Raw genomic sequence first — 21,435 nt, 5'->3', positions numbered from 1 at the left:
TCAGTTGTCTCCCAGCATCTCGGCCACGACGCGTTCGCGTTCATCAGCGGTCATTCGGGCGAGGTCCCCGACTCGGAAGTGTCCGGAATCTTCCAGCCAGGCTCGACGCTCGGGGACGCCGCCGCTGACGGCCTCCAGCGTGATCGCGTGGAGGATCTGGTTGTGGCTCATCTCGAACACTTGCTGCGTAAGAATGTGGCGCAACCGATCGTTCTGATCGGGGATGGAGTCCGCTAAGCCCTTGTCGAGTCGGCGGACGAGCTCCATGAGGAAAAGGCCGGCGGTGGAGAACAGGTCGGCGAACGTCTTGTCGGGATCGGAGAAGATGCCCGGGTTAGCCGCTTCGAGTGTGTTGCACATTAGCTGCACAACCGGCTTCGGGGTGAAGACCAGCGACGTCTTCTGCTGCGGGATGTACGCGAAGATGTCCTCGGTGAGCGCCGGGTCGAAGTAGTCGGAGAGTTCGTCCTTCTTGTTGAAGAACTCCTGGATCGCCTGGTTGAACACGGCCTCGTCGAAAAGACCGGGAACCCGGGTTACTTCGCCCGTCTTCTCGTCGGTGATGTCGCGACCGTCGCGGAGCTTGCGGAAGTCTTCCTCGGTGATGCCGGTGATCTCTGCGAACACGTCATCGGGTGTGTAGTCGTCGAAGTTGGTGAGGGTGATGTCGCGATCCCCGTAGGCCATAAGGAACATCGGTATTGTGCGCGCGAACCCGCGGAGATGGTCGCGGGCAGCATCCATGGTCTTGTTCGCCTGAGACTGGGCCTTCTTCGTCTCCTCGCGTGTGACGACTGTCTCCGTGACGCTGTCGAGGGTCTGGTGGAAGATCGCGAGGATCTGCGCGTCGAGATCGGCCTTCGCCTCGGCCTTCTTCTCCTCGACGGCCATGAACTCGGCCTCGGTCGCAGCATTCCGAGACTCGGCTTCGATGTGGTGGACGGCGATCTGATGGTCGACGTAGGCGCGCTCGACCTTGGCCTTCACGTGCGCTTCGGTGGCCTTCTCGTCGTTCTCGACCTGCTTGGCGGTCATGCCGTACTCGGCCGCGACCTTCGTCCGTGTCTCGCGTGCCCTCTCGGTGACGACTGCGGCGACCCGCTTGGCAGCATCCATCGCCTTCGTCGTTTCGGGGTCGAGCGATGGCACGTCGTCGTCTGAATAGATCGGCTTGCCGAGCTGTGCGATCTTCGGGTTGATGACGGTGCCGACGTCAACCTGCACATTGCCGGCCGTGTCGGTGGTCGGCGGCGGGATCGGAACGTCGACATGCTCGCCCTTTTTCGCCTTGTTCTCCTTGGCGACCGGGAGCTGGTTGAGGATGTCTTGGAAGTGCTCGACGGCTCGGAAGATGCCCGACACGTTGGCGAACAGCAGGTTCGACAGGAAGCCCCGGCGAACGACCTCTCGGGCCTTGAACACCTGGGGAAAGGTGAGGACCTGCGCGGCGTCGAGCTCGATCATCCGACCCTCGGTGTCCTCACCCAGGATCGGGAAGAAGTTCAGGAGTCGGCGGATGTTCTCCCTGCGCTCGCCGGCGTCGACAGGCGGGTTCGGGGCGAGATTGTTCGCGAACTCGTCGAAGATCGTCAGTGTGCGCTCGGGGGCGAAATCGAAGATGTACGCGTTCTTCTTCTGGAACACCTTGTCGCCGCGGGTGAACGTGCAGGGGTTCTGCGATCGGAACGCTGCCTGCATATATAGCGCGGGTGAGGACAGGTTGGACAGCATGATCACCGCGGTCCACTCCGGCACCGTGACGCCCGTCGTGAGCTGACCCACTGACAGCGTGATGGTCTTGCCGCCCTCGGCCTCCGTCTTCGCGATGGCGGCACGGACCTTGTCGAGCGACTTCCCCACGGATACCGAGTCGTCGGCATCCTCATCCAGGCCGTCGCTCTCCTCAGTGTGTGGCCGGCCATCACCCGCGGCGAGGATAACGGTGTAGTCGCCGAAGACGTGGTGCTTCTTCAGCATCCGCTCCAGCGCTTTCGCGGACGCGACCCGGTTCAGCAGCCAGAACGAGTGCCTGATCTCATCTCGCAACTCCGGGGTGGAGAACGGGTACTTCTCCTGCGTCGCCAGCGCATCCAAGAACCGCGCCACGTCGGCTTCGTACACGAAGTAGCCGTTGTCCTTGGTGGCGAAGAACTCCGCCAGATCGAACGTGTAGTCCACGTTCCCCGCATCTTCGTCGAGCGCGACGCCCTCAGCGAGCCGGTCGGTCACCATCCGGGAGAGCTGGTAGGTCAGCAGGTTGAGGGTCGGGAGCTGCGTGTACGGATTGTCGATCGAAGCATCCGTCCATGACGCCTTGGCGTCCTGCTCGTCCTCGTACGTCCAGTTGAAGATCTGGTCGGCGCCGAAACGTCCTGACGCCAGCGCCTTGAACGGCGTGCCCGACAGATGCAGAGTATGGCTGCGCTTGATCTGTGTGAACGCGACATCCGTCTTCGTCGTGTCGACACCTTCATGCGCCTCGTCTATGACGAGGAGGTCCCACTTGAAGTCGGCGACGTGCTTGAGCTTGTCGAAGGACCCGCCGAAGTACTTCGACCCCTTGAGATCCTGCAAAGACACGAACTCAATGATGCGGGGATCGCGATCGACGTTCTCCAGCGAATACGCCCTCCACTGCTCGCGCGTCATCGGGTTGCGCTGAGCGAGCGACGGAGAGTCGGAAACGAACTGGTAGGTCGTCTTGTGGCCGATGAAGCGCTGGTAGTCGTCGAACCACGAGTTGGCGATCGCCGGGCGGTTGGTGACGATCAGGGCACGCTTGACGTCCATCTTCACCATCAGGTCGTACGTCGTCAGCGTCTTGCCGAACCGCGGCTTCGCGTTCCACAACACCTCACTGGCGCCGTCAGGACCGAACGCCTCGATGGCCTGGCTGACCGCCTGCTGCTGCTCGGGGCGCAGCGTGTAGTCATCCTGCGACACTCCGCGTGGCGTCGTGAAGGACTTCGAAGCGAACTCGAAGAAGTACTGCTGACTCGGCTTGGGGGCGCCGGCGAACTTGTGCCACTCCGTGCGGCTCGGTGTGCTTGCAGGGTCGAACTCGCGCTCGATGCCCTGCTGCTTGAGGAAGGCGTGGAAGTCCGAATCGCGGAACGTCCCACCATCCTCGGTCATAAACGCCGCACGGTACGCCCAGACCTTAATCTTCTGAATGTTGAGCTGACCGGCCTGCTGCGCGATCCGCTTCTCGGCAGACTCTTGCTCGGTGTACCCGATCTTCTCCCACCCGTCATACTTCGGGATGTCGGGGGTCCTCCACGAGTAGATGTACGGCACGACCTCGCGGAAAGTGCTGATGTTGGGGCTAGCCACCGGCTCTCGCTTCTTCATGGACGTGATCGATTCGGCACACCGCGTAGGTGTCGTAGACCGTGAAATCAATACCGTTGTTCTCTCGCAGGGAGGCGAGCGAGAACGGCTCGCGCTGCACCATGCCAGGACTGCTCGGGACACGGGTCCACCACGAGAACTGGATCTCGTCGCCGCGCCAGTCCCGCTCGGTCAGCGTGTTGCCCCGGATGACGTTCGCGTCGATCAGGAACTCGGCCGCGCGCACCAGGTCGGTGTCGGGACCACAGGGCGTGTCGTGTCGTGTGTGGAATCGCACGAACTCGGCGAGCATGGCCGCCTGGGCATCTTCATGGTTGTCTTCGAGCAGCTCGATGCCGTAGATCGAGGCGACCGCGAACAGTGACTCGTGCGACCACGACGCGACGGGACGCCGCTTCTCGATCGCGCGGAGCTTGCGATGCAGGATCGCGACGAGGAAGTTGCCATCGCCGGCAGCAGGTTCGAGGAAGGTCTTGTCGACGAAGTCGGGCCCGGTTTCGAGCTCTTCGCGCACCAGGTCGAGCATGCGGTCGACCATGTGCCGAGGGGTGAACACCTCGCCGTAGGCCTTGACGCGATGCCGTGACTTCACCGCCCGCTCCTCGATGATCGTCGGTGTCACTCGTGTCCCCATGCTTGCTCCGAAAGTGGCCGCCCTGCCCGGCAGTCCGCGTAGTTCGAGCAACGAAACCGGCTCACGCCAGAGTACAACGCCCCCAGGACGTGGCCCCGCGTACCGCGCGGGCGCAAGGGAAGGCGATGGTGCCATTGCCTGCGCAGACCCCTCGATGGAGAATTCCGGCGAACCTTGCGAAGCCTCGATGGGCAACGAGAGTTCGCTGTACGCGATCACCGCCGGCAGTGTCGGAGGCCGACCGTATCTTAGTTACATGGATGTAATTCCTCCAGCTGAGCCAGTTGAAGGTGGTGGTGAATCCACATCGGACCACCATGCTGAGGGTGCGCCCGTTGCCGTCGCCGCGGGCCGTTGGGACGGACCGCTGCAGATCTTGGCGCTCGATGGCGGTGGGGCGAAGGCACTCTTCACGGCATACGTGCTCGCCGACCTCGAGGACGACCTCGGGGTCTCCGTCGCTGATCGATTCGATCTGATCGCGGGGACTTCGGCGGGAGGGATCATCGCGCTCGCGCTCGGTGTGGGTATGCGCCCGCGCGAAATCGTCGAGCACTACGAACGTCTCGTCGCGACGGTCTTCCCTCCTGCCCGTCGGCGGTGGTGGGCGCGGCCGCGTCAAGTCTTCAGACCGATGTACGACGGTGTCGCCCTGCGGGCCGCGCTCGCCGATGTCTTCGGGTCGCTGCGCCTTGGGGACAGCCGGAAGCGACTGCTCATTCCGTCATGGAATGTTCAAGCCGGCAGCGTCCACGTATTCAAGACCCCTCACCACCCCCGCCTAAGGCGCGACTGGAAGATGTCCATGGTGGATGTAGCGAACGCGACGGCGGCCGCGCCGCTCTACTTCCCCGCCGCAAAGGTGGAAGGGCTCCGACTCATCGATGGCGGTGTGTGGGCGAACAACCCGTCGGTGATAGCCGTCGCCGAGGCGACGAGCATGCTGGGCGCAGATCTGTCGAACCTGCGCGTGCTGAACGTCGGAACCATGGAACCCGACGCATCGCACAGCAAGCAGCTCGACAACGCTGGATTCCTAGGGTGGGCGAGACCTGCAGCAGGGACCATCCTGAACGCGAGCAGCCGGGGCGGGCAGGGCATCGCCGAACATCTGATTGGCAAGGCAAACTACGTGCGGTTCGACACGCCCACTCCTCGCGGAGCGTTCGCCCTGGATGCCGCTGACCCGAAGGACGTATATGGCCTGGCGAGCACGGCCAGCCGTCGCCTCAGCCCCGTCTTCGAGGACCACTTTGCCGCTCACACCGCGGCCGCCTACCTTCCTTCTGTTTCCGTGCCCGTTACTTCGAGCTCTGGGGGCTCCCGATGAAACTCGCTGACCACTTCGACGTCCTGCTGAAGGACACCGTCAACCTGCCGCAGTACAAGCTCGACTCGCTCGAGGAGCGCGTCACTGCGATCTACACCGCGCTGAGAGCCGACGCGGTCGTCGGGCCAAAGATCACTGGCAAGTCACCGCAGGGCTCGTGGGCCCATCGAACGATCATCCGGCCCCTAAACGGCAAAGAGTTCGACGCCGACTTCATGCTCAACATGGACGAGGACGCAGAGTGGTCGCTGACACCGAAGACCTACATCGACGAGGTGTACACCGCGCTTCGTCGCCACCCCGTCTACGCGAAGATGAACCCTACGCGCAAGTGCCGCTGCGTTCGGATCTCCTACGCCAACGACATGCACGTCGACATCGTCCCCCACCTCATCCTCAGCAACGGTCGTGAAGTCATCGTCAACCGGGATGACGATGACTGGGAGGACACCAGGCCAGAAGGCTTCACGAAGTGGATGCGGGAGAAGGACGCAATCGCGCAGGGGAATCTCCGGAAGGTGATTCGACTGATGAAGTACCTTCGCGATCACAAGAACTCCTTCACGGGGACCCGATCGATCCTCCTGACCACTCTGCTGGGGGAGCGGGTCGACGAATTGAGCAAGATCCTCAACCCCAGCTGCTACAGCGACCTCCCCACCGCGTTGCGGACGATCGTCAACGACCTCGACACGTGGCTCCAGGCTCGGCCGTACAAGCCATCGATTGCCGACCCGTCGGGTTCCGGCGTCACGTTCGATCATCGCTGGGATGAGAACACGTACCTGTACTTCCGCGACCGCATCCACAAGCACGCTGCCGAGATCAACGACGCATACACGGATTCCGACAAGGACAGCAGCGTCAAGAAATGGCAGGGTCTGTTCGGCGATGCCTTCCACGCGCCCGCTCCGGCCACTGCACCCAAGTTCACGCCGGCGGCGCCGGCTACGACGAGCACGGGACGTTCGGGGCGCGCCGGTTGACCCGAAAACGCTCGCAGGCATGCACGCCTTGGCAGCACCAACTCCTTGGCGGGCTCAAGCAGCTTGCGCGCGACCGCCCGACAGAATTGCGCGCCGGACGTGCCACTCTCGATAACGGCGACGCGCTCGTCGAGGTTTCCGTGGCCACGGCCGGCATCGTCCGTGTTGACGGCGGGCTGAACCTCGGTGACTGGGAGCCGTTCACATTGCGCATCCCGGACACGCCGTTTGCCGCGCCCAGCGTCGAGGTCCCACACCTCCGTTTCCTCGGCTTCCCCCACGTGCTGCAGGGCCGCCGGATCTGTATATACCTGGATCCATCCCGCGAGTGGCACCCTCTGGATGGCATCGCTGCAACGCTTGACCGGCTCTGGCAGTGGCTGGGCGAGGCCGCGGGCGGGGAGTTCGATGCCTCGGCCGCGATGTACCACGCTGTCGGTGGCGTGCTTCACCGAGCACCCGGCACACCAACGATCGTCGCGCGGGCCAACCTGCCCGCGACCGCCGCGTCCCTCGGATGGCTTACGCCCCGGACGGACGAGCGCCTGGACCTCATCCTCACACGCGAAGACGGTCACGCGACGCCAGTGATTTCCCTGGCCTCGGATCTCCCGCTGGGCGCCAGCTCGTCCCTGGTACAGCTCCTGCTGCTCGCCGACTACCCCCGATATGCAGCCGACGCCGCCCGACCCCTGGGCGCACTTCGCACCGCTCCAGCGATCTCCCCAGCCATCACCACGACGCTCATCGCAGCCGCCATGCGCAACGCCACTGGCACCGAGCAGTACTTCGTTCTTGCCGTTCCGCACCCAGCAGGCGGGGCACCCCATCTCTTGTGTGGAAGGCTTCCCGCGCTCGTCGCCGATGCTCTCCGTCACGTCGGTCGCATGCGAGGGACACTCGTCGACCTCGACCCCACGAAGCTCGACATCGACATCCCGATCGAATGGTGCAACATGTCTGACGAACGCGAATCCGTTACAACTCGTCGCGACGCCGACCGTCCCGTGAACGGGTTCCTTGGCAAGACCGTGCATGTGTGGGGCTGCGGCGGGCTCGGCTCCTGGATCGCCGAGTTCGCCGTGCGTGCAGGCGCCAGCCAGATCACGATCTGTGATCCAGGGGTGGTCACTGGCGGCCTCCTCGTCCGCCAGAACTACGAGGAAGAAGACATCGGTAGAACCAAGGCTGACGCGCTTGCGATCCGTCTCGCGGCACTCCGTGACGATGTCGATGTGCGCGTCGCGACGGGGATCCTCCCCGATGACATTGCCGGGGCACTCCAATCGGACCTGGTCGTCGATGCAACGGTCAACAACGCCATCACCGCGCTCCTCGACAGCCTGATCGCCGTCGAGGGCCGACGTGCCCTGATTGCGCAGGCGGCCACCGACGTCGCTTCCGGCACGCTGGGCATTCTGACGATCTGTCCGTCGGCGTCGTCCGATATTCCGTCCGCGGTCGATGCGGCCGTGGGCCGAGTGGTGACCGCCGACGGCGAACTCGAGCTGTATCACCGGCTGTGGGCTGACCCGCTTTCCGGGGACGAACTGACCCCGACCCGCGGGTGCTCCGTGCCGACCTTCCACGGATCCGCCGCCGACCTTGCCGCGGTCGCCGGAGTGCTCACCACACTCTTGGGCAGTCACCTCAACGCGGCCGGCACAGATGTCGCGGGAACCCACCTCGTCGCGCTTCCCCTCGCAGGCGATGGCCCACCTCACCGCTTCGTCGCGGCACTCCCGTAAGGTCAATGAGCTCCTGAGCGACTCGGCGACGGGGGGACCCGACTCGGGCTCGGCAACAGCGCCGCGCTCCAGTCGAAGCGGGCGGCACTCCGCGGGCGATGAAGCTGTGGTCGCCTTTTACTCGCTCTTTTCAACCCCAACGAACCCGAATCAACCGTGAATGTGGACGTCCAGCCGGAGGCGCTCGAGACGTAGAATCCCTTCTAACGACTGACAAGTCGCAACAACAGAAAGGATTCGGATCTCATGCACTCCTCTCAGGGGGTCAGGGGTTCGAGTCCCCTCAGGTCCACCGAAAAGGCCGCCCGATCCGGGCGGCCTTTCGTCTTGCTCGAGAGTTTTCTCTCCGCCTGCGGACTCACTGCAGGCGCGGGTCCTGCGTCGGATCCGCATAAGGTGCGGGGCATCCCGACTCGATCGCTCCGGTGCGGAGCTCGAAGTGCCACGCCTCGTTGCCGTAGGTCTGGCACAGCCCGTAAGCGGCGCCGTGCCGGGCGAGCCACTCGACCGCATCGTACGAGCCGACGTCGACGGCGTCGCCGGCCACGTGCACCGAGGTTTCGGACGACGCCACCCAGCGCGCGGCCTCTTCCTCCGAGCCGTACTGGGCTACGGCCTCGTACCGCAGCCGATCCTGATACTCGGCGGAGCGCCACCCGCTGTTGACGCCGATCGCGACATGGTCGACCGCGGCGTCGTGGGATGCGCGCTGCAGTGCACCCCGCAGGCCGGGCGACAGGCGCGCGACACCGGGGTAGTCGTCGTCGAACGCGGTGGCACCATCGGGAAGCAGTCCGTCCTCGGGGGTGACGTCACCGTCCGGCGCGTCAGGAGCGACGACGTTCGACCCGCCGCCCGCAGCGTGCCCGAGCGGGACGGCGGCGGATGCGGTTAGGTAGACGGCGACGCCGACGAGCGCGAGCGCAGCGACGAGAACAGCGCTCATCGCGCGGCGTGCGACGCGCCGGGTTCTCGACGGCGCGGTTGCTGTGGGGATCATGCTCCAAGCCCACACGCGCGCGTGTTGCGAGGGCGTATCGGATTCCGCATACGCGGACGATATGCGCCGGCTCGTAGCATCGAGGTCATGCGCGTGCTGGTGGTCGAGGACGAGCCCCTCATGGCGGATGCGATCCGCGACGGACTGCGCCTCGAGGCGATCGCGGCCGATATCGCGGGCGACGGTGACACCGCCCTGGAGCTGCTCAGCGTCAACGCCTACGACATCGCCGTGCTCGATCGCGATATCCCGGGCCCCTCGGGTGACGAGGTCGCCGCGCAGATCGTGCGCTCGGGAAGCGGCATCCCGATCCTGATGCTCACGGCGGCGGACCGCATCGACGACAAGGCGACCGGATTCGAGCTGGGCGCCGACGACTACCTGACGAAGCCGTTCGACCTGCAGGAACTCGTGCTGCGGCTGCGGGCGCTGGATCGTCGTCGTGCGCGCAGCCGCCCGCCCGTGCGGCAGCTCGCGGGGCTGCGACTGGATCCGTTCCGCCGCGAGGTGTACCGCGAGGGCCGCTACGTCGCGCTGACGCGCAAGCAGTTCGCCGTCCTCGAGGTGCTCATGAGCGCGGAGGGCGGGGTCGTGAGTGCCGAGGAGCTGCTCGAGCGGGCGTGGGACGAGAACGCCGATCCCTTCACCAACGCGGTGCGCATCACGGTCTCGGCGCTGCGCAAGCGGCTGGGCGAGCCGTGGGTGATCGCCACCGTCGCGGGTGTCGGCTATCGGATCGACAGTGCGGACGGCGGCGGTCATGACTAGAGCGCCCGGTGTGAGCGTACGGCTCAAGCTCGCCCTCAGCTACGCCGGCTTCCTCGTGGTGGCGGGCGCGCTGCTGCTCGCCGTGGTGTGGCTGTTCCTCCTCAGATACGTGCCTGACGGGCAGATCACCGGCCCCGGGCCCTTCGTCCCGAATCGTGGCGACCTCGTTCGCGCCTTCACGCCGGCCGCCTCCTGGGCGCTGCTCTTCCTCCTCGTGTTCGGTCTACTCGGCGGCTGGATCCTCGCGGGACGGATGCTGGCGCCGCTTGCGCGCATCACCGATGCCACCCGCCGCGCCGCGAGCGGATCGCTGTCGCATCGGATCGCGCTCTCGGGCCGCCGGGACGAGTTCCGCGAGCTCGCCGACAGCTTCGATGCGATGCTGGCGCGCCTCGAGGCGAACGTCGCCGAGCAGCGGCGGTTCGCGGCCAACGCCTCGCACGAGTTGCGGACACCGCTGGCGATCACGCAGACGCTGCTGGACGTGGCCAGCAGCGACCCCGATCGCGATGTCGACGCGCTCATCGAGCGACTCCGCGCGGTCAACACCCGAGCGATCGAGCTCACCGAGGCGCTGCTCGTGCTCAGCCGGGCCGAGCAGGCATCGTTCGCCCGCGAAGCCGTCGACCTGTCCCTCGTCGCCGAAGAGGCCACCGAGACACTGCTGCCGCTCGCCGAGGCCCGTGGCGTGACCGTTCGCACGAGCGGCGACGTAGCCTGGACCACGGGCTCGTACGCCCTCCTCCTCCAGCTGGTGTCGAACCTGCTGCACAACGCGATCGTCCATAACCTCCCCGCGCATGGCATCGTCGACGTGATCACCTCCGAGCGCGACGACGCGGTGGCGCTCGTCGTCGAGAACACCGGCGAGGTGGTCAGCCCGGAGCGCGTGGCGACGCTGACCGAGCCGTTCCAGCGCGGGAGCGAGCGCGCCCGCACCGGCGACCACGCCGGCGTGGGGCTGGGCCTCGCGATCGTCCGCAGCATCACCGAGGCCCACGGCGGCACGCTCGCGGTCGCAGCGCGGGCGGAAGGAGGCCTGCGGGTGACGGTGCGGCTCGGGGCGCAGCATCCGTGATCCCCACCATTGCGCGGGTGGGATGCGTCGGCAAGGGTGGAACGCATGAGCGCAGTGACCCCGTTCCTGTGGTTCGACGACGCCGCTGAGGAGGCCGTCACCTTCTACACCGGTCTGATCCCGGACTCCGAGCTCGTGACGATCGACCGCTACCCCGACGAAGTGCCGGGCATGGGCGGGAAGGTCATGCACGTGCACTTCCGGCTCGGCGGGCGCGACTACTACGGGATGGATGCCGGCCCGCAGTTCCCGTTCACGGAGGCCGTCTCGCTCTACGTCTCGTGCCGCGACCAGGCCGAGGTCGATCGCTACTGGGACGCGCTGACGGCGGGCGGCGGTCAGGAGCAGCCCTGCGGCTGGCTCAAGGACCGCTGGGGCCTGTCGTGGCAGATCATCCCCGACCGGCTCGTGGAGCTGATCCGGCACCCCGACCCCGAGGTCGCGCACCGTGCCGTGCAGGCGATGCTCCGGATGCGGCGCATCGACCTCGCGGTCCTCGAGGCGGCCGTGGCGGACGGATGAGTCGCGGCGCCCGGTGGGCGGCGGTCGGATGCCTCGTTCTGGCGCTGACCGCAGCATCCGGGTGCAGCGCCCCGGCGTCGCAGCCGGCTCCTTCGTCGCAGGCGCCCACGATCGGCCCGAGCACGGCCGCCCCGGCGGCCCAGACCTGGTGGCGCGCCGGGGAGGTCACCGGAGCGCTCGCCTCGGAACTCGTGGCGCCATGGTCGGTCGTGCCCCTCAAGGCCGGGGGAGCGCTGGTCTCGGAACGCGGAGACGGCACGGTACTCGAGCTCACCCCGGACGGCGAGGTCCGGACGGTCGGCGTGATCGAAGGTGTCGTGTCGGGTGGTGAATCCGGCCTCCACGGACTCGCGCTGCTCCAGACTGACGACGCCCTCATGCTCTACGCGTACTTCGGTGCCGCCGACGACAATCGCGTGGCGCGGATGCCGCTCGTCGGCCAGCCGGGATCGTTCGGGCTCGGCGCGCCGGAGGTGATCATCGAGGGCATCGCGCGGGCGAGCACCCACGACGGCGGCCGCCTCGCCTTCGGGCCGGACGGGTATCTGTACGTCACGACGGGGGACGCGCAGCAGCGCGATGCCGCGCAGGACCCGGACGCCCTCAACGGGAAGATCCTGCGCGTGACCGCCGACGGAGATCCCGCCCCCGGCAATCCGTGGGGCACCCGCGCGTGGTCGATGGGGCATCGGAACGTGCAGGGCATCGCGTGGACGGCCGACGGCACGATGTGGGCGAGCGAGTTCGGTCAGAACGCGTGGGACGAGCTCAACCGCATCGAACCGGGGGCGAACTACGGCTGGCCCCTGGTCGAGGGGATCGCCGGGCGCGAGGGGTTCGCGGATCCGGTGGCCCAGTGGCCGACGAGCGACGCGAGCCCCAGCGGCATCGCCGCCCGCGGCGACACGGTGTTCATGGCGGGGCTCCGCGGCGAACGGCTGTGGCAGATCGACACCGACGCGGGCCGGATGCGCGGTGAACCCGTCGCCGCGTTCGTGGGAGAGCATGGGCGACTGCGAGACGTCGTGACGCTGCCCGACGGGTCGCTGTGGCTGCTGACGAACAACACCGACGGCCGCGGCTCACCGCGAGCGGGCGATGATCTGCTCCTCCGCGTGGAGCTGGTTGCGGCGCCGTGACGCGTGCATCCGCACGCTCTCCGGCACGCTACGGTGAGAGCGTGACCTCGCAGCCCCGCTGTCCGCATTGTCGCCACTTCGTCTACCTGGACACGTTGCGGTGTCCGAACTGCGAAGCCGAGATCGGCTACCACATCCCGACACGTGAGTTCTTCGGGCTCCGCCACGGCCAGGCCGTCATCGACGGCGAGACCTGGTACACCTGCTCGAACCGCGAGTGGGCGTGCAACTGGCTGGTGTGGGAGAACGCGCCGGCGGGCCGCTGCTTCTCGTGCCGGCTCACCCGCCGCCGCCCCGCCGCTGATGACACCGTCGCCCTCGAGAAGCTCGCGAAGACCGAGGAGGCGAAGCGACGGCTGCTCCTGCAGCTCGCCGACCTCGGCCTCCCGATCATCGGCTGGGACGTCGAGAAGGGCGGGCTCGGATTCGACCTGATCTCGAGCCTCTCCGACGGCAAGCCGGTCACGATCGGGCACGCCAACGGCATCATCACGATCGACCTGGCCGAGAGCCTCGACGACCGGCGGGAGGCGCTGCGGGTCCGGCTCGGCGAGCCGTACCGCACGATCCTCGGGCATCTGCGCCACGAGGTCGGGCACTACTACCAGAATGTCCTCCTCACCGACGACGAGCTCTGGGCGCGGTGCCGCGAGCTCTTCGGCGACGAACGGACGAGCTACCGGGACGCGCTCAAGCATCACTACGCCTTCGGCGCGCCCTCGGACTGGCACGAGGCGTTCATCTCCGAGTACGCGACCATGCACCCGTGGGAGGACTTCGCCGAGACGTTCGCCCACTACCTGCACATCACCGGAACGCTGCAGACCGCCGCGGTCATCGGCATCCATCTCGACGCGTCGGTGACGAACCTCCGTGACACGGATGTCGTGCCGCTCGAGTCGTACGAGAACGAGCCGATCCAGCGCCTCCTCACCGACTGGGAGTGGCTGTCGCAGGCGTTCAACCGCATCAATCGGTCGATGGGCTTCGGCGACCTGTACCCGTTCACGATCGTGACGCCGGTGCGACACAAGCTGGCGTTCGTCCACGACATCGTGACGCGCGCGCCACTCAGCCCGGGGGAGCAGTACACGCTTGCGATGGCAGGCGCCGGGGCAGGGGAGACCGAGACGTCATGACGTCGTTCGCGCGCGGGCAGCGGGTGATCGGTGCGGCGACGCACTACGTCGAGAACCAGCCGCCGTGGCGCGTCGATGTCGACGAGTACACCCTCAACGCCCCGCTCGGCGCGGCGGTCCGCGCGTTCGGAGCGGAATGGGCCGACGAGGGGCTCCGCGAGGCGGGCACGCTGGTCGGGTCGGGTTCGTTCCAGCGCGACGCGCACCTCGCGCACGTGCACCCGCCCGTCGCGCACGCCCACGACCGCTGGGGCTTTCGCCTGGACGAGGTCGAATACGATCCGTCGTATCACCGCGTGATCGCGGATGCCGTCGCGCGGGGGGCGCACACCTCCGCGTGGGCCGACCCTCGCCCGGGGGCGCACGTCGGCCGTGCGGCGATGTTCATGCTGTTCGCGCAGGTGGAGCCCGGCCACGCGTGCCCGGTGTCGATGACGCACGCCGCGGTCGCTTCGATCGAAGGATCCCCGTGGGTGGCGGACGAGTGGCTCCCGCGCATGTACTCCCGCGAGTACGACCCGCGGCTCATCGTCGACGGCGGAAAGGGCAGCGCCCTCATCGGGATGGCGATGACCGAGAAGCAGGGTGGCTCCGACGTCCGCGCGGGCACGACGATCGGCGAGTCGATGGGTGGGCACGCCTACCAGCTCACCGGCCACAAGTGGTTCTGCTCCGCGCCGATGTCGGACGGCTTCCTCGTGCTCGCCCACACCCGCAGCGGGGGTGTCGACGAGGGCCTCACGTGCGTGTTCGTGCCCCGCATGCTGCCGCACGACATGCGCAACGTGTTCCGCATCCAGCGGCTGAAGGACAAGCTCGGCAACCGCTCGAACGCGTCGGCGGAGGTCGAGTTCGACGGCACCGTCGGCTTCCTGATCGGCGAGCCCGGCCGCGGCGTGCGCGCGATCATCGAGATGGTGCAGCGCACGCGTCTCGACTGCGTCCTGGGCACTGCTGCGGGCATGAGGCAGTCGGTCGCCGAAGCAGTGTGGCACGCGCGCGGGCGCGAGGCGTTCGGTGAGCTCCTCATCGACCAGCCCGCGATGACCAGCGTGCTCGCCGACCTCGCCCTCGAGTACGAGGCGGCGATGCTCACCGGCCTGCGCCTCGCGCAGCTCTTCGAGGCCGAGGCATCCGATCGCGATATCGCCCTCCGCCGTCTCGCCACACCGGTGTCGAAGTACTGGGTGTGCAAGCGCGGCCCGCACCACGCGTACGAGGCGCTCGAGTGCCTCGGCGGCAACGGGTACACCGAGACCTTCCCGCTCGCCCGGCGCTACCGCGAGCAGCCCGTCATGGCGATCTGGGAGGGCTCGGGCAATGTCATCGCCCTCGATGTGCTGCGGGCCCTCACCCGCGACCGCGCGTCGGGGGAGGCCTTCGCCGACGAGCTCGCGACCACGGCGGGCGCTTCGGCGGTGCTCGACCGCCACGTGGAGCGCACCCTCGCCCTCCTGCACCGCCTCGTTGCCGATCCGGACGACGCTCCGGCTCAGGCCCGCCGCCTCACCGAGGACCTCGCCCTGGCGTTCCAGGCGTCCCTCATGCTCCGTCACGCGCCAGGACTCGCCGCCGACACGTTCATCGCGGCCCGACTGGGCGAGGATCGCGGCGCGCAGTACGGCGTGCTGCCGTCGGGGACGGACGCCGCGGCCATCGTCGCGCGCCACTGACCGCCGACCGCGCTTAGGCTGTCTGAGTGACTGCGGCGCGACGTTCCCTCCTGTTCGCCGCGGTCGTCGCAGCCGCGGTGATCGTCACCACGTCGTGCGCGGCGACCGCCACCGCGAAGCGGTCGCCGACCTCGTCGCCGTCGGCCACGGCGACCCCGACGCCTGCCGCCGTGGGGCTCACTCCGGCTGAGCAGGCCGTCTCCGCGATGACGCTGCGGGAGCGCGCCGCGAGCGTGGTGATGGGGCACATTCCGACGACGGATGCTGCGGCCCTGCGCTCGTACATGGAGTCCACCGATGCCGGCGGCTTCATCCTCATGGGCGCGAACATCCCCGCCGACGAGGCGGCGCTCGAGGAGCTCACCGCCGCGCTCACGGTCGACCCGGCACAGCCGCCCCTGATCGCCATCGACCAGGAGGGCGGAGACGTGTCGCGGCTGCCGTGGGACGACCTGCCGTCGCCGCTCGAGCTGCAGAGTGCGGATCCCGCCACCGTGGAGGCGGCGTACGCCGGTCGCGGTGCGCTCGTCCGCCAGGCGGGCATCCCCGTCAACTTCGGCATCGTCGCGGACGTCACCGCCGACCCGAACTCGTTCATCCATCGCCGGATCCTCGGCACGACGCCCGACACGGCCGCCGCACACGTGGCCGCGGCGGTCGCCGGCGAGAAGGGGAGCGTGTTCTCGACGCTCAAGCACTTCCCGGGACACGGCGCCGCGCCGGGGGATTCGCACTCGTCGATCCCGTCGACGCCGATGCCGCTCGACCAGTGGCGCACCATCGACGCACTGCCGTTCCAGGCGGGGGTCGACGCGGGCGCCGAGCTGCTCATGTTCGGTCACCTGGCGTACACCGCCGTCGACCCGGCGCCCGCGAGCCTCTCACCGGAGTGGCACCGCATCGCCCGCGAAGAGCTCGGCTTCGACGGCGTCACCATCACCGACGATCTCGGCATGCTGGAGGGCTCGGGCCTGCCCGAGTACGCCGACCCTGTCGCGAACGCCGTCGACGCCCTCGCGGCCGGCAACGACATGGTGCTGACCGTGGTCTACTCGACGCCCGAGACGGCGCCGCAGATCGTCGACGGCATCGTCAGCGCGGTGGAGTCGGGCGCGGTGCCGGCAGAACGACTGGAGGAGGCGGCGACCCGCGTGATGGAGCTGCGCCTCGCCGTCGCCGAGGCCGGAGGCGGCGAGCTCCCGTGCACGACCTGCCCGGATCCTGCCGAGTGAGTCAGCCGACCGCGATCTCGATAAGCCGGGCACGGACGACCTGTCCGCGCTGGGCGAAGCCGCGCTGCTCCCGGACGTAGGCTGCCTTGCCCTCGGCTGTCTCGATCTGGACAGCGTCGTAGCCCCAGTCCGCGAGGTCGTACGGCGAGGCGCGCATGTCGAGCGCGCGGATGTCACGCGCCAGCTCGAACGCATCGAGCAGCACCTCGCCCGGCACGAGCGGCCCGAGCTTGACCGCCCACTTGTACAGGTCCATGCCGGCGTGGAGGCAGCCGGGCTGCTCGAGCTCGGACTGCCTTTCACGAGTGGGCGCGTCCCGGTTGCGCGGAACGGCGTCGGGCGTGAAGAACCGGAATGCGTCGAAGTGCGTGCAGCGGAGGTCGTGGGCCTCGACCACCGAGTCGGTCGCGGCCTGCCCCAGCCGGAGCGGAACCGCATGGCGGTGCTCCGGCTGCCGGTACACCATGGCCCATTCGTGAAGGCCGAAGCACCCGAAACCGGGAGGACGGCCGGCGGTGGCTCGCAGGATCCGTGCGACGTTGGAGATGAGCGCGCCGCGCTCGGCGCGCAAGCCCTCGCCATCGACGGCGATCGCGCCGGGCACGCTGCCCGGCCGATACCAGCGCCATCCGGCGCGTGCGTCGGTGGCGGCATCCGCCAGCTCCACCCCATCGCCCGGATGCCAGCGGTGCAGCACCGCCGGCTTGTACGAGTAGTACGTGAAGAGGAAATCCTCGACGGGGTGGGTCTGCTGGCGGGCGGCCCGCGCGCGATGCGCCGCCGTGAGGGCTCGGGCGCGTTCCTCGTGGGCGGCCTCGCGCTCGCGCCACACGCCGCCGGCCAGTACCGGGGCTTCAGGAGGCGCGATCGTCACCATTCGAGGATACGCGGGGCGCCGCCGCACGCCCTGGGCACGAGTCAGGACTCGACGGGCTCGATGAGCTCCGGCGAGTTGTTGCGCACGTTGCCCACCGCCTTCGACACCTCGTGGTCGGCAAGGGTGTCCGCGAGGGCCGGGGCCGCGTCGATCGCCGCGTCGAGCACATCGCGCACGTTGTCGGTCGTGGGGTCGAGCCACGCGTCGGCGTGGTCGGGGTCGAGGAAGAGGGGCATGCGGTCGTGGATCGAGCCGAGGTGCCCGATCGAGTCACGGGTGAGGATCGTGAAGCTCAGCAGCCACCGCTCGGGGTCGTCGTCGCCCTTCGTCTTGTCGCGCCACCACTCGTACAATCCGGCGAGGAACAGCGGTTCGCCGTCGGCGGGGTGGATGTAGTGAGGGATCTTCGTGCCGTCGACGTTCTTCCACTCGTAGTACCCCGACACGGGCACCACGGCGCGGCGCTTCTCGAGCGCGCTGCGGAACATCGGCTTGTCTTCGAGCTCCTCCGCCCGCGCGTTGAACGCACGCGCGCCGATCTTGGTGTCTTTCGCCCACGACGGGATGAGGCCCCAGCGGGCCGCCTCGAGTCGGCGCGTCGGCGGCTCGGTCTTCGCCGAGTCGAGCACGATGGCGGCGCTGCTGGTGGGAGCCACGTTGTAGGACGGCTCGGGAAGGTCGTCGCCCTCGACATCGACGCGCAGCACCCCGACGAGGTCGGAGCCGGCACTGGCCACTACGAAGCGTCCGCACATGCGGCCAGCCTACGCGCGGCCGCGGACACCGGTACGGGCAGGACCGGTCAGGCTTCGAGCGCTCCGGCGGCACCGAGGACGCCGACATCCTCCAGCCGCTCCAAGAGCCCTGCTCCGTCGCTGTCGCTCACCCACGGCACCTCGGCGGCCGCGTGGTCGTTGACCGCCGTGCGCCCGCCCGCGAGCACCGCCTCCGCGGGGGAGAGGCGCCGGATCGCGACGGCCACCACTCGAGACGGGTGCTCGTCGGTGAAGGTCGTGTAGATCGCGTCGTCGTGCTGCCCGTCATCGCCGATCAGCAGCCACCGCACGTGCGGGAACTCCTCGGCGAGGCGGCGCAGGTTGGAGAGCTTGTGCGCTCTGCCGCTGCGGAACCAGCGATCGTGCGTGGGGCCCCAGTCGGTGAGCAGGAGCGCACCCGGCGGGAAGACGTGGCGGCTGAGGAATCGGATCAGCGTCGGCGCGATGTTCCATGCACCGGTGGAGAGGTAGATGAGCGGGGCGCCGGGGTTCTCGCGCACGACGCGCTCCATGAGCACCGCCATGCCGGGTACCGGCTGGCGCGCGTGCTCGTTCACCACGAATGAGTTCCAGGCGGCGAGGAGGGGGCGGGGGATGGCCGTGACCATCACGGTGTCGTCGACGTCCGACACGATGCCGAACGTGACATCCGGCGCGACGATGTAGGCCCGTGTCTCGACCGGCGTGCCGCCCTCCACCGACACCGTGAAGGTCTGCCAGCCGGGCTCGAGGTCCGCCGGGAGCTTCGTATCGATCACACCGCCCCGATCGGCGACCACGTCGTGGTCGACGCCCGCGATCGTCACCGTGACCTGGGCGTACCCGATGGGGACCGCCGCGAAGCTGCGCCAGCCGCGCACTCCGGCGTACTCGCCGGTGGTCGTCTGCTTCGCCGGCGGGACGATCATCACGCGTCCGAGGACGCGCACCCAACCGGGGCCCCCGTAGCCGGGGAAGGGCGTGACGGTGGGCGTCTGGCCCCGACGGCGCGCGCGCCGCTCACGCCACGCGTGGAACCGGTACTCCAGACGTGCGAGCCACAGGACCTTGGCGCGCGTGTTCTGGGCGTCGGTGTGGGGCACCCCTTCAGTCTTTCATGTCCGCCACAGGGGACTCGTCCGGGCCGTCGTGCTCGAGGTGCTTGCGCTCGGCCCGCTCGATGATCTTCTTGCTCACGAAGACGAGCACCAGGAACAGCACGATGACGCCCACGAAGATGTAGCCGGCGTAGTGCAGCTGGTCGGCGAGCTCGCGGTAGGTGCCCGCCGCGACCGCGGCGACCGAGATGTAGAGCGTCGACCAGATCACGCACGCCGGGATCGTCCACGCGAGGAACCGACGGTAGGGGTAGCCGCTCATCCCGACGGTGAGCGGAACCAGCGAGTGGAGCACGGGAAGGAAGCGCGAGATGAAGATGGCCGGGCCGCCGCGTCGGCGCAGGTACCGCTCCGAGCGCGCCCAGTTCTCCTCGCCGATGCGCCGGCCCAGCCTCGAGTGCTGGATGTGCGGGCCGAGGTAGCGTCCGAGCCAGAAGCCGATGCTCTCGCCGATGAGGGCGCCGACGACCACCGCGATCCCGAGGATCACACCCTCGAGCACAGACGAGACCGCGGTCCCGGCGACGATCACGATCGTGTCGCCGGGCACCACCAGCCCGATCAGCACGCTGGTCTCGAGCATGATCGCGAAGCCGGCGAGGAGCGTCCTGACGATGGGGTCGACGCTCTGCACGGCGTCGAGCAGCCACGTCAGGAACTCGTTCACGCCATGAGCCTAGAGGTCTGCGGTCCCCTCTAACCTGGGAACATGACGGAGCCCCTCGCCGCCGCGGACGTCGCGCACTGGGTGGATCCGGCATCCGTCTTCACCGCCGTCTTCCAGGGCGAGCCGCACTCCTTCTGGCTGGATGCCGGGCCCGACGCGGGCGAGGGGTGGAGCTTGATGGGCGCGGGGGCTCCGGAGGACCCCGCGCGCGTGAAGGCGACGGCGTGCATCGCCGACCCGCGCGACGACGGTGAGAGCCCGTTCCGAGGCGGCTGGGTCGGCTGGACGGGGTACGACGATGCCGCCGCGCGCGCGGCGGCGCCCGCGTTCGCCGAGACCGATGGCGTCCCGCAGGACCTCTGGCTGCGCGTGGACCGCTTCGTCGCGTTCGACCACGCGCGGGGTGCCGTCCGCGTCTACGCGCCGGCCGATGAGGTGGACGCGCTCGTCACCGCGGCCGCCGCGGCGACCGAACCGCCCGCGCGCCCCTCACCCGCCGGAGCCCTTGGCGCCGCGCACGCACGCCACCGTCCGGACGAGTACGCGGCGCTCATCGAACGCTGTCGCGATGCGATCCGCGAGGGCGATGCGTACCAGCTGTGCTTGACGACGCGCTTCGAGGTCGAGGCATCCGTCGATCCTGTCGAGGTCTATGCCCGCCTGCGTGCGGCGACGCCCGCACACCACGGAGGGCTCGTTCGGTCGGGCGGCATCGCCCTGCTCAGCGCGAGCCCCGAGCAGTTCCTGCACGTCGAAGAAGGCCCGGCCGGCGGCACGGTCGTGCGCACGCGGCCGATCAAGGGCACCCGGCCGCGCGGCGCCGACGCCATCGCCGATGCGGCGCTGGCGGCGGAACTGCGCGCCAGCGAGAAGGAGCGCGCCGAGAACGTGATGATCGTCGACCTCATGCGCAACGACCTCTCCCGCGTGTGCGTCCCCGGCACCGTCGGCGTCGACGCCCTGCTGGAGGTCGAGTCGTACCCCGCCGTGCACCAGCTCGTCAGCACGGTGTCGGGTCGCCTCGAGGCCGGCACGACGCTCGACGACCTCCTGGTCGCCACCTTTCCGGCGGGGTCGATGACGGGGGCGCCGAAGCTGTCGGCGATGACGATCCTGCACGGCCTCGAAGGCGCACCGCGCGGGGTCTTCTCCGGCTGCTTCGGATGGGTCGGAGATGACGGCGCGCTCGATCTCGCGATGGTGATCCGCTCGATCGTCGTCCGGCCCGACAGCGCGTATGTGGGCGCCGGAGGAGGGATCACGTGGCGATCGGATGCCGCGGCCGAGGTCGCCGAGGTGGGCATCAAGGCCCGTAGGCCCCTCGCCGCGCTGGGCGCCGCACTGCCGCCGGGCTGGTGAACCGCCCGTTCCGCTAACCTGGAAGACGCGCTTCGCGCGCTGCGCGCGCTTTCCGGCTT

18 protein-coding genes are annotated in these 21,435 nt (G+C 68.4%); 11 read left to right on the top strand and 7 right to left on the bottom strand.

Annotation, left to right across the window (positions count from 1 at the left end; translation table 11 throughout):
* Complete coding sequence (locus ACVN90_RS09605; protein ID WP_475101885.1) at positions 1-3,351, bottom strand: DEAD/DEAH box helicase; 3,351 nt, start codon at positions 3,349-3,351, stop codon at positions 1-3.
* Positions 3,326-4,204 (bottom strand): DNA methyltransferase family protein, encoded by an 879-nt coding sequence (locus tag ACVN90_RS09600; protein WP_475101884.1) that lies wholly within the window; start codon positions 4,202-4,204, stop codon positions 3,326-3,328. Before ACVN90_RS09600 ends, ACVN90_RS09605 begins: the two co-directional genes overlap by 26 nt.
* Positions 4,205-4,241: 37 nt before the next feature.
* Here ACVN90_RS09600 and ACVN90_RS09595 point away from each other — a divergent pair, with 37 nt between their 5' ends.
* The 3 genes from ACVN90_RS09595 to ACVN90_RS09585 are packed head-to-tail and all read left to right on the top strand — an operon-like array spanning position 4,242 to position 8,049.
* Positions 4,242-5,315 carry a CBASS cGAMP-activated phospholipase gene (locus ACVN90_RS09595; protein WP_475101883.1) on the top strand — a complete coding sequence of 358 codons (1,074 nt, stop codon included), beginning with the start codon at positions 4,242-4,244 and terminating at the stop codon, positions 5,313-5,315.
* On the top strand, positions 5,312-6,301 hold the full coding sequence (locus ACVN90_RS09590; protein WP_475101882.1) for an SMODS domain-containing nucleotidyltransferase: 990 nt from the start codon (positions 5,312-5,314) through the stop codon (positions 6,299-6,301). Before ACVN90_RS09595 ends, ACVN90_RS09590 begins: the two co-directional genes overlap by 4 nt.
* Positions 6,298-8,049, top strand: coding sequence for a ThiF family adenylyltransferase (locus ACVN90_RS09585; RefSeq protein WP_475101881.1), 1,752 nt, complete (start codon positions 6,298-6,300; stop codon positions 8,047-8,049). Before ACVN90_RS09590 ends, ACVN90_RS09585 begins: the two co-directional genes overlap by 4 nt.
* A 358-nt stretch (positions 8,050-8,407) precedes the next feature.
* Here the strand turns inward: ACVN90_RS09585 and ACVN90_RS09580 are convergent, their stop codons facing one another.
* Positions 8,408-9,049 (bottom strand): M15 family metallopeptidase, encoded by a 642-nt coding sequence (locus ACVN90_RS09580; protein WP_475101880.1) that lies wholly within the window; start codon positions 9,047-9,049, stop codon positions 8,408-8,410.
* A gap of 87 nt (positions 9,050-9,136) precedes the next feature.
* On the opposite strand from ACVN90_RS09580, the gene ACVN90_RS09575 reads away from it, so the two are divergent.
* The 7 genes from ACVN90_RS09575 to ACVN90_RS09545 are packed head-to-tail and all read left to right on the top strand — an operon-like array spanning position 9,137 to position 16,600.
* Entirely contained in the window at positions 9,137-9,817 is a 681-nt protein-coding gene (locus ACVN90_RS09575) for a response regulator transcription factor (protein ID WP_475101879.1), read from the top strand.
* Positions 9,810-10,895, top strand: coding sequence for a sensor histidine kinase (locus tag ACVN90_RS09570; RefSeq protein WP_475101878.1), 1,086 nt, complete (start codon positions 9,810-9,812; stop codon positions 10,893-10,895). Before ACVN90_RS09575 ends, ACVN90_RS09570 begins: the two co-directional genes overlap by 8 nt.
* A gap of 45 nt (positions 10,896-10,940) precedes the next feature.
* Positions 10,941-11,417 carry a VOC family protein gene (locus tag ACVN90_RS09565; protein ID WP_475101877.1) on the top strand — a complete coding sequence of 159 codons (477 nt, stop codon included), beginning with the start codon at positions 10,941-10,943 and terminating at the stop codon, positions 11,415-11,417.
* On the top strand, positions 11,414-12,556 hold the full coding sequence (locus ACVN90_RS09560; protein ID WP_475101876.1) for a PQQ-dependent sugar dehydrogenase: 1,143 nt from the start codon (positions 11,414-11,416) through the stop codon (positions 12,554-12,556). Before ACVN90_RS09565 ends, ACVN90_RS09560 begins: the two co-directional genes overlap by 4 nt.
* Before the next feature lie 41 nt (positions 12,557-12,597).
* Positions 12,598-13,695, top strand: coding sequence for a zinc-binding metallopeptidase family protein (locus tag ACVN90_RS09555; protein WP_475101875.1), 1,098 nt, complete (start codon positions 12,598-12,600; stop codon positions 13,693-13,695).
* Entirely contained in the window at positions 13,692-15,368 is a 1,677-nt protein-coding gene (locus tag ACVN90_RS09550; protein ID WP_475101874.1) for an acyl-CoA dehydrogenase family protein, read from the top strand. Before ACVN90_RS09555 ends, ACVN90_RS09550 begins: the two co-directional genes overlap by 4 nt.
* A 26-nt stretch (positions 15,369-15,394) precedes the next feature.
* Entirely contained in the window at positions 15,395-16,600 is a 1,206-nt protein-coding gene (locus tag ACVN90_RS09545) for a glycoside hydrolase family 3 N-terminal domain-containing protein (RefSeq protein WP_475101873.1), read from the top strand.
* A gap of 1 nt (position 16,601) precedes the next feature.
* Here ACVN90_RS09545 and ACVN90_RS09540 read toward each other — a convergent pair whose 3' ends face one another.
* The 4 genes from ACVN90_RS09540 to ACVN90_RS09525 are packed head-to-tail and all read right to left on the bottom strand — an operon-like array spanning position 16,602 to position 20,017.
* Positions 16,602-17,477 carry a 3-methyladenine DNA glycosylase gene (locus ACVN90_RS09540; RefSeq protein ID WP_475101872.1) on the bottom strand — a complete coding sequence of 292 codons (876 nt, stop codon included), beginning with the start codon at positions 17,475-17,477 and terminating at the stop codon, positions 16,602-16,604.
* Positions 17,478-17,518: 41 nt separating this feature from the next.
* Positions 17,519-18,232: an SOS response-associated peptidase gene (locus tag ACVN90_RS09535; protein WP_475101871.1), complete on the bottom strand. Its 714-nt coding sequence runs from the start codon at positions 18,230-18,232 to the stop codon at positions 17,519-17,521.
* A 47-nt stretch (positions 18,233-18,279) separates the two neighbouring features.
* Complete coding sequence (locus ACVN90_RS09530; protein WP_475101870.1) at positions 18,280-19,335, bottom strand: App1 family protein; 1,056 nt, start codon at positions 19,333-19,335, stop codon at positions 18,280-18,282.
* 4 nt (positions 19,336-19,339) lie between these two features.
* Positions 19,340-20,017 (bottom strand): DedA family protein, encoded by a 678-nt coding sequence (locus tag ACVN90_RS09525; RefSeq protein WP_475101869.1) that lies wholly within the window; start codon positions 20,015-20,017, stop codon positions 19,340-19,342.
* A gap of 42 nt (positions 20,018-20,059) precedes the next feature.
* On the opposite strand from ACVN90_RS09525, the gene ACVN90_RS09520 reads away from it, so the two are divergent.
* Positions 20,060-21,376, top strand: coding sequence for an anthranilate synthase component I family protein (locus ACVN90_RS09520; RefSeq protein WP_475101868.1), 1,317 nt, complete (start codon positions 20,060-20,062; stop codon positions 21,374-21,376).
* Positions 21,377-21,435 lie beyond the last annotated feature (59 nt).

Source organism: Microbacterium sp. F01 (assembly GCF_056156365.1).
Note: the sequence above shows the minus strand (reverse complement) of the source record. Positions and strands in the feature narration are given on the sequence as shown.

Excerpts from the sequence above, each read along its gene's own strand:
- ACVN90_RS09605 (WP_475101885.1), bottom strand. The coding sequence starts at position 3,351 with ATGAAGAAGCGAGAGCCGGTGGCTAGCCCCAACATCAGCACTTTCCGC.
- ACVN90_RS09595 (WP_475101883.1), top strand. The coding sequence starts at position 4,242 with ATGGATGTAATTCCTCCAGCTGAGCCAGTTGAAGGTGGTGGTGAATCC.
- ACVN90_RS09590 (WP_475101882.1), top strand. The coding sequence starts at position 5,312 with ATGAAACTCGCTGACCACTTCGACGTCCTGCTGAAGGACACCGTCAAC.
- ACVN90_RS09580 (WP_475101880.1), bottom strand. The coding sequence starts at position 9,049 with ATGATCCCCACAGCAACCGCGCCGTCGAGAACCCGGCGCGTCGCACGC.
- ACVN90_RS09575 (WP_475101879.1), top strand. The coding sequence starts at position 9,137 with ATGCGCGTGCTGGTGGTCGAGGACGAGCCCCTCATGGCGGATGCGATC.
- ACVN90_RS09570 (WP_475101878.1), top strand. The coding sequence starts at position 9,810 with ATGACTAGAGCGCCCGGTGTGAGCGTACGGCTCAAGCTCGCCCTCAGC.
- ACVN90_RS09565 (WP_475101877.1), top strand. The coding sequence starts at position 10,941 with ATGAGCGCAGTGACCCCGTTCCTGTGGTTCGACGACGCCGCTGAGGAG.
- ACVN90_RS09560 (WP_475101876.1), top strand. The coding sequence starts at position 11,414 with ATGAGTCGCGGCGCCCGGTGGGCGGCGGTCGGATGCCTCGTTCTGGCG.
- ACVN90_RS09550 (WP_475101874.1), top strand. The coding sequence starts at position 13,692 with ATGACGTCGTTCGCGCGCGGGCAGCGGGTGATCGGTGCGGCGACGCAC.
- ACVN90_RS09540 (WP_475101872.1), bottom strand. The coding sequence starts at position 17,477 with ATGGTGACGATCGCGCCTCCTGAAGCCCCGGTACTGGCCGGCGGCGTG.
- ACVN90_RS09535 (WP_475101871.1), bottom strand. The coding sequence starts at position 18,232 with ATGTGCGGACGCTTCGTAGTGGCCAGTGCCGGCTCCGACCTCGTCGGG.
- ACVN90_RS09520 (WP_475101868.1), top strand. The coding sequence starts at position 20,060 with ATGACGGAGCCCCTCGCCGCCGCGGACGTCGCGCACTGGGTGGATCCG.